Consider the following 15,793-nt stretch of genomic DNA (forward strand, 5'->3'; position numbering starts at 1 on the left):
AAATAAAATCAGCCATATGTAGAAAACATATGGCTGATTTTATTTAAAGCCTAAAGCCTAAAGCCTAAAGCCTAAAGCCTAAAGCCTAAAGCCTAAAGCCTAAAGCCTAAAGCTTGTCTTTTAAATACACTCCTGTAACCGATTTACTTACTTTGACAATATCTTCTGGTGTTCCTTCTGCCAGCAGATAACCTCCGTTTTCTCCTCCTTCCGGACCTAAATCAATAATCCAGTCCGCACATTTTATAAGATCAAGGTTGTGTTCAATTACAATAATCGAATGTCCTTTTTCTATTAAAGCATCAAAAGAAGCTAATAATTTTTTGATATCATGAAAATGCAGACCTGTTGTAGGCTCATCAAAGACAAATAAGGCTTTGTCTTTTGTGACACCTTTTACTAAAAATGACGCCAGTTTAATACGCTGTGCCTCTCCACCGGAAAGAGTAGAAGAAGATTGTCCTAATTGTACGTAACCCAAACCAACATCTTGCAGAGGCTGCAGCTTTTGAGTAATTTTAGTCTGTTTATTTTTTTCGAAAAAAGCAATCGCGTCATCAATAGTCATGGTTAGAATATCATTGATGTTTTTGTCGTCAAAATTAATTTCGAGAATTTCTTTTTTAAATCGTTTTCCGCCGCAAGTTTCACACGGAAGCTGGACATCGGCCATAAACACCATTTCTACATTTATGGAGCCTTCTCCTTTACAAGTTTCGCATCGGCCTCCGTCAACATTAAAAGAAAAATGTTTTGCCTGATAACCTCTTATTTTCGATAGTTTTTCTTTAGCGTATAAATCACGAATATCATCATATGCTTTGATATAAGTTACAGGGTTAGATCGGGAACTTCTACCAATTGGATTCTGATCTACATATTCAATATGCTTGATCTGAGAAAAAGAACCTTTAATTTCAGTAAACTGACCCGCTTTTTCTGCTGCGCTTTCCAATTTCTTCTGCATTGCAGGAAATAAGATTTTCTTGATCAAAGTACTTTTACCACTTCCAGAAACTCCGGTTACAACCGTTAGAATATCAAGAGGGAAGGTAACATTGATATTTTTTAAATTATTTTCTCGTGCACCCACAATATCAATGTGGTTTTTGAATTTTCGTCTCTTTTTAGGAACAGAAATTTCTAAATTTCCATTCAGATATTTAGCAGTCAGCGATTCAGATTTTAAAATTTCATCATAAGTTCCCTGAGCAACTAAATGTCCTCCATAAGTACCCGCCTCAGGACCAATATCTATAATCATATCTGCAGCTTTCATGATATCTTCATCATGTTCTACCACAATTACAGTATTTCCTAAATCACGAAGCGAAAGCAATACTTTTATCAGACGTTCTGAATCTTTTGGATGCAGACCAATACTAGGCTCGTCCAAAATATACATAGAACCGACTAAACTGCTTCCAAGAGAAGTGGCAAGATTAATACGCTGCGATTCTCCTCCAGAAAGTGTTGCTGAATTTCGATTAAGCGTAAGGTAATCTAAACCTACTTCTGTCAAAAACGACAAACGATTGTTTATTTCTATCATTAAACGTTTTGCGATCTTTTCTTCGTAAACATTTAATTCTATGTTTTTAAAAAAAGTAACTAAATGTTTGATGGGTAAATCTACTAAGTCAGAAACTGTTTTTCCGTTTATTTTTACATAAGAAGCTTCTTCGCGCAAGCGTTTTCCGCGACACGCATGACATTTCGTTTTTCCGCGGTAGCGCGATAACATGACACGGTTCTGAATCTTATAATTTTTTTCTTCTAATTCTTTAAAGAAACCGTCAAGGCCTTGAAAATACTGATTTCCCTTCCAGACTAAATCTTTCTGCTCGTCAGATAATTCAAAATAAGGTTTATGAATAGGGAAATCAAATTTGTAAGCATGTTTTACCAATTCATCTTTATACCAGCTCATGGTGTCGCCTCTCCAGGGATAAATAGCGCTTTCAAAAACAGATAAAGAAGTGTTAGGAACCACTAAATCAGCATCAATTCCAATTATGTTTCCATAACCTTCGCAAACAGGGCATGCTCCATAAGGATTATTAAAGCTGAATAAATGAACATTAGGTTCTAAGAACGTAATGCCGTCTAATTCAAAATTATTAGAATAAGTAAATCTTTTATCTGAGTTTAATTCTTGAAGGTAACAAATTCCTTTTCCTTCAAAAAAAGCAGTTTGTACAGCATCTGCCAATCGGTTATAAAATTCTTCTTCGTCTTTAACAACAATTCTGTCAATAACCAGCAGAATATCTTTATTGTCTAATTGATGAAGATTTGCATCTTCAAACTCATCCAGACGAATCATTTCATTATTAACCAAAATACGCGCAAAACCTTGCTGTAAAAGGACTTTTAGCTTGTCTTCCAGCTGACGTCCTTCTTCCAGGTGTATTGGTGCGAGTAAAAGCCATTTACTGTCTAATTCTAAAGTCTTAACGTCTGAAACAACATCGGTTACGGTATTTTTTTTAACTTCTTGTCCGGAAACTGGCGAGTATGTACGGCCAATTCTCGCAAAAAGAAGTTTCATGTAATCGTAAATTTCTGTCGAAGTTCCCACTGTAGAACGAGCATTGGTTGTATTTACTTTTTGCTCAATGGCAATTGCCGGAGCAATTCCTTTAATGTATTCTACTTTTGGTTTGTCTAAACGCCCCAAAAACTGGCGCGCATACGACGACAAGCTCTCTACGTAACGACGCTGTCCTTCGGCATATAAAGTATCAAACGCCAAACTCGATTTTCCTGATCCTGAGAGACCTGTAACGACAACAAGTTTGTTTCTAGGAATGGCAACATCTACATTTTTTAAATTATGTACTTGTGCGCCTTTAATTATAATATTATGTTTTGGGTCTAGTGTAGAAAGATCAATCTGCATAAAAAAAGTCAATTTATACAAAAGTAATCAATTTTGATTTGAGTTCTGTTAATGAGATTGTTCCAAATTTTAACTAATTAAACATGGAAAACTACTGTTTTTGATATTGATATTTTTTTTGCTAAAAAAATACCATATCATTATAAAATAAGCTATTTTAGAACTGTTTTAATATTAAATTAATACTGCCAGAAATTTGAAAACTAAATTTACGTTACTGCTGTTTTTAATAAATTACTTACTGTTTTCGCAGGAGTTTCCGCCCATAATAAAATATTCTTCTGCTGCATATGGTGCCGGAAACCAAAGCTGGATGATCTCTCAGGATGCTCAGAATTATATGTATTTTGCGAATAACGAAGGTCTTTTGGAATATAACGGAACGAACTGGCAGCTTTATCCAGCTCCAAATGAAACAATTATAAGGTCTGTAAAAGTAATTGGAAACAAAATTTACACCGGCTGTTATATGAATTTTGGCTTTTGGACCAGACAGTCCAATGGAAAACTAAAATATACTTCGCTCAGCGATACTATTAAAAATAAAATCTTGGATGACGAACAATTTTGGAATATTCTAAAATACGATCAGTGGATTTTATTTCAATCCTTAAATAGAATTTATATTTACGATACTAAAACAGGAAAATTTAAAATCATTGCTCCCAAAAATGGTGTAATCAAATCTTTTGCTGCCAAAAATGCTATTTATTTTCAGACTATAAAGGAAGGACTTTTTGAAATAGAAAGCGGAAAAGCAAAATTAATATCAGATCATCCCATTCTTAAAAAATTTACGATTGTAAATGTCTTTCCGACAGAAGACCACTTGTTGATTCAGACGCAGTTAGAGGGAATTTATACTTTGGCTGGAAATAATCTAACGCATTTTGCAACCGATGTTGATGCGCAGCTGAAAGCAGGTTTTGTTTATAGCAGCCAGCATTTGCAGGACGGAAGTCTGGCTTTAGGAACTGTTTCTAATGGAATTTTTATTCTGACCGATAAAGGGAAACTCAAATATCATATTTCACAAAGCAAAGGACTGAGTAATAATACTGTTTTGTCACTTTTTGAGGATGCAGACCAGAATTTGTGGGCTGGACTTGATAATGGAATTAATTGTATCAATGTTCAGTCTCCTGTGCATAGTTTTACAGATAACACTGGAGTTTTAGGAACTGTTTATGCTTCTGCTGTTTTTAACAGAATCTTGTATGTAGGAACAAACCAGGGACTATTTTGCAAACGAAACCAAAGCAGTGACGAGTTTAAATTTATAAATGGAACCAAAGGCCAGGTCTGGTCCCTTTTTGAATACGATAATACACTTTTCTGCGGACATGATTCGGGAACTTTTATTATTACTGCTGATGCGGCCAAAAGCATTTTTTCGGCTTCCGGAAGCTGGAAATTTGAGCCAGTTCCAGGAAATAAAAATCAATTGATTCAGGGAAATTATTATGGACTTTCGGTTTTAGAAAAAATAAACAATCAATGGGTATTTAAGAACAGGATTCGAGGATTTGATTATTCTTCTCGTTATTTTGAAGTAACAAATAATCTCGAGGTTTATGTAAGTCATGAATACAAAGGAATTTTTAGGTTGAAACTAGATAAATATTTAGTAAAAACAGATGCGTTTTATACGTATAAGTCACCTTTAAAAGGAAAAAACGCAAGTTTAACTAAATTCAATAATTCAATATATTATGCTTACAAAGGCGGGATTTTTAAATTAAATCCAAAATCGAAACAATTTCAAAAAGACGCTTTATTGAGTTCTATTTTCGAAAAAGACGAATATACTTCAGGTAAACTTATTGTAGATCATTCTAATAAAATATGGCTTTTTTCTAAAAATTACATTCATTATTTTTCTGCAAGCAAATTAAGCAGTCAGTTAAAGCAGAATGTAATCCCGATTCCGTCCTCGCTGACGAATTCTATGCAGGGATTTGAGAATATAACTCAAATTTCAAAATCAACTTATCTGATTGGTACAACCGATGGATATTATACGTTGAATATAGATGATTTAAGTTTTAAAAATTACACTGTTTTTATTACAGATGTTACGGCTAATAAACAAAATGAAGTACCGCAGCAAGTCGAAATTGCCAATGAAGGGAGTTTTCATGCCAATACAAATAACATTACTTTAAACTATACAGTGCCGGAATATAATAAATACATTAATTCTGAATATCAATATCTGCTGGAAGGTTTTCAGAATGAATGGAGTGAGTGGAGTACAAAAGCAACGGCAGGATTTAAAAATCTTTCGCCCGGAAAATATACTTTTAAAGTACGCGCGAAATATGCCAATACAATTTTGCAAAATACTGCTGTTTACACTTTTGTGGTTCTTAAACCTTGGTACTTAACCAATCTGGCATGGCTGGTTTATTTACTTTTAATGGTTGCTGGAGCTTATTTTATAAATAAAGCGTATCATAATTTTTATCGCAAGCAAGAGGAAAAATTAATTGAAGAAAACAATTTGCTGCTGGAAATTAAAGAACTCGAAAATGAACAGCAATTAATGAAATTAAGAAACGAACAGCTTTCGCTTGATGTAGATAACAAAAATCGGGAACTCGCCGTTTCTACAATGAGTCTTAATAGCAAAAACGAATTACTGGCTTTTATAAAAGAAGATCTTAAAAAAACGAACCAAAATGACAGCAGTAATATTAAATCTGTTATTAGCACCATAAACAAAAACATAACCGAAGAAGATTCCTGGAAAGTATTTAAAGAAGCGTTTGATAATGCAGACAAAGACTTTCTTAAAAGAATAAAACAACTGCATCCGCTGCTTACTCCAAACGATTTAAGACTTTGTGCTTATCTGAGATTGAACCTTTCGTCAAAAGAAATTGCACCTTTATTTAATATATCAGTACGAAGTGTAGAAATAAAAAGATACCGCCTGCGCAAAAAAATGGATTTACAGCACGAAATCGGTTTAGTAGAATATATTTTGGATGTATAGTACAGTAAAAAATCACTCAAAATAACTATACATTACCTCAACATTAACTTTTTGTTGGGTTTTTTTTACATTATTTGTTAAAGAAATTAACATTCGCAGATTATAGCTATACAAGGATATATTTTATTAAATGTTCATTATTTGAATGGTTTTTTTATGATGTATGTTTTTTGTTGAGGTTAATTTTGTTGTATTCTTATTTGTATCCGATAAATTTATCTTTCAATAAAAACTAACTAATTATGAAATCTAAATTATTACAAATGGTATTGTTACTGTTTACATCTTTTGCGTTTTCGCAGAACATTGATGTTACAGGAACCGTACTAGATGACTCAGGCTTATCATTGCCGGGCGTGAATGTAAAAGTTAAAAATTCGTCGCAAAGTACAACCACAGACTTCGACGGATCTTTTAAGTTAACCGGCCTCTCTAAAGGAGCCACAATCGTTATAAGTTACATTGGTTTTCGAACACAAGAAGTTGAAGTGACCGCAGCTAAAATCACTGTAAAAATGAGTGAAGATGCGAAATCGCTCGATGAAGTTGTAGTTATTGGTTACGGAAGCCAAAAAAAGAGAGAAGTTACTGGTTCAGTAGCTGTTCTGGACAGTAAAACGCTTGATATTTTAAAACCAGCTCGAATTGAGCAGGCACTGCAGGGAACAATTGCGGGAGTAAATGTTACGACACAATCGGGTTCGCCAGGTGCGCCGCTAGACATACGTATTCGTGGTATAGCAACAAACGGACAAAATTCTCCAACAGTTATTATCGATGGATATGTGGGAGATTTAGGAATTTTGAATCCAAATGATATTGAAACGATTACGGTTTTAAAAGATGCTCAGGCAGCAATCTACGGAACGATTGCGGCAAACGGAATTATTTTAGTTACGACCAAAATGGGAAAAAAGAATTCTAAAACAAGAGTTTCTTTTAATAGTTATACGGGTTTTCAGGAAACAACTAGAAAATTACCAACTCTAAATGCTACTGAATATGCACTTTTATTAAATGAAAGTTATGCCAATGGAGGCAGAGCGCTTCCTTATCCAAATGTAAGCGGATTAGGAAAAGGAACGAACTGGCAGGATGAAGTTTTTAATAAAGGTGTTCCGATCATCAATAATGATTTGACAATTTCTGGCGGATCTGAGAAAATGACTTATTCGGTAAGCGGTTCGCATTTGGATCAGGAAGGAATTATTGGCGGAGACAAATCAGGATTTTTGAGAAATACAGCCAGAGTTGGATTAGGTGTTGATTTAAGCGAGAAAATTAAGTTAAAAACAAATGTTATTTACACCTATTTTACCAGAAAAACATTAAACGAAAACGGGCTTGGATCTGTATTGTTTAATGCTCTGAACGTTCCGGCAACACTTAATCCTTATGGTGCTGACGGAAATCTGACTCTTGTACCCAGTACAACAGGTTTAGGGACAGAAATTATAAATCCGCTGGCACAGATAGAAAATAGCTATAACGATTATAATTATAAAAAGGTAAACGGAAACTTCGGTTTAGATTATAAAATTTTTAAAGGATTTACACTTGCGAGTGCTATTGGTTTTAATACCTCTAACAGCGAGTCCAGAACTTTTGCAAAACAAATCAGCTACGGCGGAAAAGTATTTGATGTACAAAGAAGTTCGGTAACGCAAAAGGCAGTAAACGATAATAATTATTCGTTTGACCTTTACGGAACTTATGAAACTAAATTTGGAGAAGACCACAAACTTGAAGGAACTATTGGTACTACAATTTTTAAAGAATTTGGCAACAGTCTTTCTGCAACTGGTTTTGATGTTCCAAATAATTCCTGGGAGTACGCCGATATTTCTTTGACCAAAGGAATTTCAGAAACACTTACCAACACTTCTTATAATTATGACCAGAGAAGGCTTTCTTATTTTGGAAGATTGCAATACGATTACAAAGGAAAATATCTTTTCTCTGCCATGATCAGACGTGATTCTTCTACGAGATTTGGGCCAGGAAATAAAGTAGGTTATTTCCCGTCGGTAACAGGAGGATGGGTTATTTCTGATGAAGGCTTTTTTGGAGATTCTAAATTTCTAAATTTCTTAAAATTAAGAGCGAGTTACGGTACATTAGGAAACGATCAAATACCAAATTATGGTTATATCGGACTTTTGAGCGGTGAGGCAACTTATATATTTGACGGAACTTTAGTAAACGGAACCGCTACCGGACAAGTACCAAATCCGAATTTGAAATGGGAAGATGCTGAAAAATTTGATGTTGGTTTGGATATCAAATTACTGAATAACAAAATATTTCTGGTAGCAGATTATTTTATAGATACAAGAAAAGATTTATTGATTCCGAATATTCCGGTTTCAGGAATCACAGGGACGGGTGCTCCGGGCGCAAGTTCACCAACTTTAAACGCAGGAACAGTTAGAAACTCTGGTTTTGAGTTTGCTATAGACTACAAAGAAAAGCTTTCAGATTCGTTTTCTATGAGTTTAGGTTACAATGTAACTTTCCTTAAAAATGAAGTGTTAGAAGTAAATAACGGAACTGGTTTTCTGGAAGGCGGCTCTTTTGGAGTTGGACAGCCGGCAGCAGCACGTATGCAGGTAGGACAGCCAATTGGATATTTTTACGGTTACAAAGCCGATGGAATTTTTCAGAATCAAGCCGAAATCGATGCACATCCGTCACAATTAGCTTTAGGAGCAAATGCTGCGCCTGGTGATATTCGTTATGCAGACGTAAACGGCGACGGTGTAATAGATACTAAAGATAAAACAAATATTGGAGATGCAATTCCGGAGGCAACAATGGGATTCAATTTGCAGATGAATTATAAAAATTTAGATTTTGCTGTTTTCACATTTGCTTCTGTCGGAAACGATATGGTTCGTAATTACGAAAGAACACTTTCAGACGCCAATCGTTTAAACTATGTTTTAGACAGATGGACAGGAGAAGGAACAAGTAACTCCACTCCACGAGTGACAACAGGGGCAACGTCAAATAATGTTTTATCTACATATTTTGTAGAAGACGCTTCTTATGTTAGAATTCAAAATGTGCAGATTGGCTATACCTTAAATCCAAATGTAAGTCAGAAAGCTGGAATAACTAAATTAAGACTTTACGCAGGTGTAAATAATCTCTACACATTTACCAAATATAAAGGTTTTGATCCGGGAGCTTCTGCAGGACCTCAAAATCAGGACGGAATATCGCGATCTCCTATTGGCTCTGGAATTGATTATGGGTTTTATCCAGTACCAAGAACCTATTTATTGGGCTTAAACATTAATTTTTAATTTCAATTAAAATGAAAAAATATTTTATTACAACTTTTATAGCGATAACAGTACTTTCGACTGTAACGACTTCCTGTTCAGACGAATTTGTTGATCCCGTTCCTGCATATTCTATTGATTCTGAGAATTATTTTAACTCTAAAGCAGATTATGATAATGCACTGGTTGCAGCTTACGACTTACTTCAATCTTCATATGTAAATGTTTTATTAGGAGAAATGGCATCAGATAATACACTCTGCGGCGGAGAAAGTCCAACAGACGTTATTGGTTTTCAGCAAATAGACGATATGATTCATACGCCTACAAACAGTAATCTGAGAGATATCTGGAACTGGATGTTTGCAGGAGTTCAGAGAGCAAATTATATTCTTGAATTTCAGGGTAAAACCGATTTTTCAGGAAAAACACAGCTAATAGCCGAAACACGTTTTCTTAGAGCTTACTACCAGTTTGAGTTAGTAAAATGGTTTGGTGGTATCCCGATGAAAGGCGATGCTAGGTTTAAAATTGGAGATGAAACAACAATACCGCGTTCTTCTGCCGCAGATGTTTATGCATCTATCGAGGCCGATTTAAACTTTGCGGTACAAAATTTATCTCCAATTGCTTCTCAAAAAGGAAGAGCTACAAAAGGCGCAGCCCAGGCATTACTTGGAAAAGCATATTTGTATCAGGGAAAATTTACGCAGGCTGCAAGTACTCTACAAAGCTTAATCTCTACAGGTTCCTATTCTTTAGTAAGCAATTACGATACAATGTTTGAGATGGCCGGAGAAAACGGACCAGAATCTGTTTTTGAAGTGCAGTACACCGATATTGAAGGTGCAGGATTTGAATGTTTGCAATGCAGTGAAGGAAATGTTGCTGTAGGTTTTAGCGGTGTTAGAAATTATTCAGGTCCTCTTTTTTCTTCTGGATTTAGTTTTAATATTCCAACAAAAGAATCTGCAGACGCTTTCCAGACCGGAGATAAACGTAAAGATGTTGCAATTCTTGATATTGCAGCCTGGGCAGCAGCAAATTCATCTTTTGATAATGGAGCTGGTGTGAAATACGGAAAAGGAAATGAAGATACAGGTTACTTTAACAGAAAATACCTGCCTCGTAAAAGAAGCGCTGAAGCAGCGGGAGATTTAAACCTAACCAATCCAAATAATTATAGATCGATTCGTTATGCCGATGTGTTATTGATGGCTGCAGAAGCGTACAATAGAGGAGGTGTAGACGACGGAAAGGCCAGAGAATATCTTAATCAGGTTAGAAGACGCGCTTTTGGAGACAATAATCATGATGTTTCTGTTGGCGGCGCAGCTCTTACCGATTTTATTTTAGCCGAAAGAAGACTAGAACTTTTTGGAGAAGGACATCGTTTTTTCGATTTAGTCAGAACAGGAAAAGCAGTGGGAACAATACCTGGTTTTAAAGCAAATAAAAATGAATTATTTCCGCTTCCGATCGAAGAAATTCAATTTTCTAACGGAAACTGGCAGCAAAATCCTGGATATTAAAAAACATCAATTATGAAAAAAGTACATTTTATTATAAATCTTTTCGTTTTAGCACTGCTTATTGGCTGCTCAAGCGACAGTCTGGATGTTGATTTAGATAGTATTGCAACTCCGGCTAACATTTCGGCGCTTACTACTGTCACACAAGACAATACCGGAAAAGTAACTTTTATACCTAAAGGTGAAGGAGTAACACAGTACAAAATAAATTTTGGAGACGGAAGTCCTGAATCTGATTATATCACGGCAGGAGGAAATGTAGTGCACACTTACAAAGAAGGTGTTTACAAATCTAAAATTATTGGAGTAGCCGTAAACGGAAAAACAACCGAAGTAGAGCAGAATGTGGTAGTTTCTTTTAAAGCGCCAGAAAATTTAGTAGTAACTATTACGACTGATTTATCTGTTTCTAAAAAAGTAACAGTAAAAGCAACAGCAGATTTTGCTTTGTTTTACGATGTTTATTTTGGAGAAGCAGGAAAGCCGGATCCTATTTCGGCAAACAACGGCGAATCTGTTTCTTATACTTATAAAGATGCTGGTGTGTATACGATTAGAGTTGTTTCTAAAAGCGCAGCAGTAAAAACTACAGAATACACAGCACAAGTTACTGCAGTTGTAATTGTAAGTCCGACATCGTCTGCAGCGGCGCCGCCAAACAGACAGCCGGGAGATGTAATTTCTATCTATGGTTCTAAATATACGAATGTGGCGGGAACCAATTATTTTCCAGATTGGAGTCAGGGAGGACAAGGAAGCAGCTGGGCAGAATTTGATTTGAATGGAGATAAAATGCTCAACTATATTAAATTGAGTTATCAGGGAATTGCTTTGGCAGATAATGTAACCATTGATGTTTCGGGAATGGAATACCTTCATATGGACGTTTGGACTCCAGATGTAGAAAAACTTGAAACTTCACTGATCAGTAAATCAAATGGAGAAAGACCAGTTGTAAAAAATCTTACAGCCAACCAATGGACCAGTATAGACATTCCGATTTCGGCATTTACAAGTCAGACCGGATTTACAGTTGCCGATATTTACCAGCTTAAATTTGTTGGAACACCTTGGGCTGCAGGAACTGTATTTATAGATAATATTTATTTTTATAAAGCGCCTGCTGTTGCAGTCGCACTGCCTCTTGATTTTGAGTCTTCTGCTTTGACTTTTGCATGGTCTGGTTTTGGAAATATTAACTCTTCGGTAGTAACAAATCCATATAAAACTGGATTAAATGTATCGGAAAAAGTGGTTAAATTGGAGAAAAAATCAGGAGCAGAAACATGGTCTGGAGCAAGTTTAAATCTCGAAAGCACACCAGATTTTTCTAAAGGAACTACCGTAAAAGTCGCCGTTTGGTCGCCTAAAGCTGGTGCAGATATATTATACAAAATGGAACTTTCAACATCTCCAAAAGATGGTAATGGAAATCCAAGTGTCAATATAGAAGTACATGCAACCACAACTGTGGCAAATGCATGGCAGGTATTAACATTTGATCTAACCACAGCTGCTGGTTTTAGTACCAGTATTAAGTATGACAGAATAATTCTTTTCCCGGATTTTGGAGTAACCGGAGCAGGAGAAAATTATTATTTTGATGATATAAAACAATCCAATTAAAACAAGAAATCATGAGCAGAAAAATCATTATAAAAATAGTATCCTTGTTTACGATTCTCTTGATGACCGGTTGTCAGAAAGATGATTATACTTTCGGATCAATAGATTCTCCTTCAAATCTTACAGTAACAGCAGAGATTGTGGGTAAAACAATTGCTGAGCCAAACGGAGACGGTTCGGGAACAGTAAAATTTACAGCAGCAGCAGATCATGCAATTTCCTATAAATATGTATATAGTGACGGAACATCTGATAATGCTCCAAATGGTAAAATCACAAAAAGATTTACCAAAACAGGAGTTAATACTTATACAGTAACAGTAATTGCATCCGGAAAAGGAGGTGTTGTAACCAATACAACAATAGATGTTGTAGTGCAGAGTGATTTCAGCGATCCTCAGGCGGTTCAGTTTTTAACCGGCGGTTCTTCTAAAAAATGGTATTGGTCAGCATCTGAACCAGGACATTTAGGAGTTGGTCAAAATGATAGTGATGCCACTAAAAACTTCTACGGAAATTATTATCAGGCGGGTGCTTTTGAGAAAGCAAACTCGCCGTCAAGCAGCTGTTTGTACGACAACGTTCTAACTTTCTCTGTCGCTGGAGATCAATTAAAATACGAATTAGACAATGGCGGAGCAACTTTCTTTAATGCGGCTTTTGAAAGCGTAGGAGGAGGAAGTTCTGGTTCTGATGCCTGTTTGGCCTATAATGCAGGCGGTGTTAAAACCGTATCCTTAAGTCCGTCAGAGTCTGTGATAATGGCAAATCCTAAACATGCTGAACAGACCAGAGGAACAACAATGAACTTCTCAGACGGCGGATTTATGGGGTATTATATAGGGCAGAGTTCTTATGAAATTCTATCCATAACCGAAAATAGAATGACTGTTAGAGCCGTAATGGGCGGTAATCCGGCATTGGCTTGGTACCACACTTTTACAACTACAAAACCTACTCAAAATCCAACTGTAGATTATACAAAATTAGTCTGGTCAGACGAGTTTAATACAGATGGACCGCCAGACGCTGCTAAATGGGTGTATGATTTAGGAAGAGGAGATAATGGCTGGGGAAATAATGAGAAACAAAATTATACCAATGCGACAGCAAATGTTGTGGTACAAGGAGGAAACTTAAAAATCACAGCAAAAAAAGAAGCTTCTGGAGGAGCAGATTACTCTTCGGCAAGACTAAAATCAGAAGGCAAATATGCATTCACGTACGGAAAAGTTGAGGTACGTGCAAAACTGCCAATTGGAGGCGGAACCTGGCCGGCTATCTGGATGCTTGGAGCAAATTATGCTACTAATATGTGGCCGGCATGCGGAGAAATAGATATTATGGAACATGTAGGTAACAGCCAGAACTTAATTCACGGAACGCTTCATTATCCCGGACATTCTGGCGGAAGTGCGAATTCAGGTTCAAAAACAATTCCGAATGTATCCACAGAATTCCATGTTTATAAAACAGTCTGGAGTCCGTCATCAGTAAAAATATATGTAGACGAAGAGCTAATACATTCGGTGCCTAATGATGCGGCTTTACCTTTCAATAAAGACTTTTTCTTAATTTTGAATGTAGCAATGGGAGGAAATTTTGGAGGAAATATTGATGCTGCTTTTACACAATCTTCTATGGAGATTGATTATGTAAGAGTCTATCAATAGGTTATATTAATTAGTAAACAAGAAGGTCAGTTTAGGCTGGCCTTCTTAATTTAGCAATGTAAATTATATTATGAAAAAAATATTTATACTAATAATGATCAGCAGTTTTTGCTTTGCCCAAAAAATAAAGAGAAAACTCGTTTGGGAAGAAAACTTTAATAAAAATACGCTAAACGAATCTGTGTGGAATTTTGAGCTTGGCGACGGATGCCCAAATCTTTGCGGGTGGGGAAATAATGAAAGGCAGATTTACACCACAAATAATCACGAATTTAAAGACGGAAATTTAGTTATTGAAGCCCGAAAAGAAGGCGAAAAATACACTTCGACCAAAATTACCACAAAAGAAAAAAAAGAATTTTTATACGGCCGAATCGAAGCAAGGGCAAAACTGCCTGTTGGTCATGGTTTATGGCCTGCATTCTGGATGTTAGGAGCCAATATTGATGAGGTAAAATGGCCAAAAACAGGAGAAATAGATATTTTAGAGTATATAGGAAGAGATCCGCATATGGTATACACAACACTGCATACACAAGACAGCCACGGAAATACCATTAATACAAAAAGAACACCTTTTCCGGATATTGAAAAAGGATATCATATATACGCAATTGAATGGGACAAAGATAAAATCGATTTTTATGTAGATAAAACTTTGGTATATACTTTTAATCCGCCAGTAAAAAATGACGATACCTGGCCTTTTAATAAGCCATTTTATATTATTGTAAATCTAGCAGTCGGAGGAAATTTTGGAGGCCCGGAAGTTGATGATAAAGTATTTCCTCAAAAATATTTTATTGATTACGTTAGAGTTTATCAGTAATAAAATAATTTATTCACGAATAACAACTATAAGAAAGATATAAATAACTTAACAGTTTAACTTTAAGTTGTTTATGTCTCCTTTTTTCAACTGAAAATCTATTAAAAATTGAAGATTTTTAATATTTTTAATGTAAAGTTTAAGTTTAGTTGAGATTAATTTAAATTTTATTATGAATTATTCCTCAATTTATTTGCTTTTTAAAACAATATTTTGTTAAATTTGGTCACAATATTAACACAACTCAAAAGACACGCCTATTATATAAAACTACTTTTTAGAAAAATTACTCCAAATTTTAAATAAAAACTAAAAAAGTAGTATTATGGCTGATCTGCATATTCCAGACGCTCTATTGGTTAGAAACTATGTTGAAGGTAACGAAAGTGCCTTGTCGACATTGATAAAAAGGCATGAGTCTAAGATATATGGTTTTATATATTCTAAGATTGCTGATAGAGATATTTCAAATGATATTTTTCAAGATACTTTTATAAAAGTAATTAAAACTTTAAAAAGCAATTCCTATAATGAGGAAGGTAAATTTCTGCCTTGGGTTATGCGTATTTCTCATAATTTGATCGTAGATCATTTCCGTAAAACCAAAAAAATGCCAATGTACAGAGAAACCGAAGAGTTTTCTATTTTCTCTATCATGTCAGATGATTCCCTAACAATCGAAAACAAAATGATTGTTGATCAGGTCGAAGTTGATCTAAAAAAAATCATAGAAGAGCTTCCAAGTGATCAAAAAGAAGTGCTGGTAATGCGTATGTATCAAGATATGAGTTTCAAAGAAATATCAGAGATTACCGGTGTCAGCATCAACACAGCGCTGGGAAGAATGCGTTATGCATTAATGAATTTGAGAAAAATAATAGATAAACATCAAATTATTTTAACCAACTAATACTATTTTAAGTTATTGCTCGTTATACTAGTATAA

8 protein-coding genes are annotated in these 15,793 nt (G+C 35.3%); 7 read left to right on the top strand and 1 reads right to left on the bottom strand.

The genetic code is table 11. The annotated features are described in order from the left end of the window. Positions 1–106: 106 nt before the first annotated feature. On the bottom strand, positions 107–2,902 hold the full coding sequence (uvrA, locus tag B0A68_RS22695; RefSeq protein ID WP_035683910.1) for an excinuclease ABC subunit UvrA: 2,796 nt from the start codon (positions 2,900–2,902) through the stop codon (positions 107–109). Positions 2,903–3,098: 196 nt separating this feature from the next. Here uvrA and B0A68_RS22700 point away from each other — a divergent pair, with 196 nt between their 5' ends. From B0A68_RS22700 to B0A68_RS22730, 7 genes are all read left to right on the top strand, one after another. Continuing rightward, the gene (locus tag B0A68_RS22700; protein ID WP_051892552.1) at positions 3,099–5,900 is read left to right on the top strand and encodes a helix-turn-helix and ligand-binding sensor domain-containing protein; all 2,802 of its coding nucleotides are present in this window, start codon (positions 3,099–3,101) and stop codon (positions 5,898–5,900) included. A 242-nt stretch (positions 5,901–6,142) separates the two neighbouring features. Further along, positions 6,143–9,208: a SusC/RagA family TonB-linked outer membrane protein gene (locus B0A68_RS22705; protein ID WP_035683908.1), complete on the top strand. Its 3,066-nt coding sequence runs from the start codon at positions 6,143–6,145 to the stop codon at positions 9,206–9,208. 11 nt (positions 9,209–9,219) lie between these two features. Then, a complete protein-coding gene (locus B0A68_RS22710; RefSeq protein WP_035683906.1) occupies positions 9,220–10,719 on the top strand; it encodes a RagB/SusD family nutrient uptake outer membrane protein in 1,500 nt (499 codons plus the stop codon). A 12-nt stretch (positions 10,720–10,731) separates the two neighbouring features. Then, positions 10,732–12,345 carry a hypothetical protein gene (locus B0A68_RS22715; RefSeq protein WP_035683904.1) on the top strand — a complete coding sequence of 538 codons (1,614 nt, stop codon included), beginning with the start codon at positions 10,732–10,734 and terminating at the stop codon, positions 12,343–12,345. 11 nt (positions 12,346–12,356) lie between these two features. Continuing rightward, positions 12,357–14,018: a family 16 glycosylhydrolase gene (locus tag B0A68_RS22720; RefSeq protein ID WP_035683901.1), complete on the top strand. Its 1,662-nt coding sequence runs from the start codon at positions 12,357–12,359 to the stop codon at positions 14,016–14,018. A 70-nt stretch (positions 14,019–14,088) separates the two neighbouring features. Continuing rightward, positions 14,089–14,847 carry a glycoside hydrolase family 16 protein gene (locus B0A68_RS22725; protein ID WP_035683897.1) on the top strand — a complete coding sequence of 253 codons (759 nt, stop codon included), beginning with the start codon at positions 14,089–14,091 and terminating at the stop codon, positions 14,845–14,847. 325 nt (positions 14,848–15,172) lie between these two features. Beyond that, on the top strand, positions 15,173–15,757 hold the full coding sequence (locus B0A68_RS22730; RefSeq protein WP_035683894.1) for an RNA polymerase sigma factor: 585 nt from the start codon (positions 15,173–15,175) through the stop codon (positions 15,755–15,757). Positions 15,758–15,793 lie beyond the last annotated feature (36 nt).

It is taken from the genome of Flavobacterium reichenbachii (assembly GCF_002217435.1).
Lineage (GTDB): Bacteria > Bacteroidota > Bacteroidia > Flavobacteriales > Flavobacteriaceae > Flavobacterium > Flavobacterium reichenbachii.

Bases quoted from the DNA above. Each gene is read 5' to 3' on its own strand.
- uvrA (WP_035683910.1), bottom strand. From the start codon at position 2,902: ATGCAGATTGATCTTTCTACACTAGACCCAAAACATAATATTATAATT.
- B0A68_RS22705 (WP_035683908.1), top strand. From the start codon at position 6,143: ATGAAATCTAAATTATTACAAATGGTATTGTTACTGTTTACATCTTTT.
- B0A68_RS22710 (WP_035683906.1), top strand. From the start codon at position 9,220: ATGAAAAAATATTTTATTACAACTTTTATAGCGATAACAGTACTTTCG.
- B0A68_RS22715 (WP_035683904.1), top strand. From the start codon at position 10,732: ATGAAAAAAGTACATTTTATTATAAATCTTTTCGTTTTAGCACTGCTT.
- B0A68_RS22720 (WP_035683901.1), top strand. From the start codon at position 12,357: ATGAGCAGAAAAATCATTATAAAAATAGTATCCTTGTTTACGATTCTC.
- B0A68_RS22725 (WP_035683897.1), top strand. From the start codon at position 14,089: ATGAAAAAAATATTTATACTAATAATGATCAGCAGTTTTTGCTTTGCC.
- B0A68_RS22730 (WP_035683894.1), top strand. From the start codon at position 15,173: ATGGCTGATCTGCATATTCCAGACGCTCTATTGGTTAGAAACTATGTT.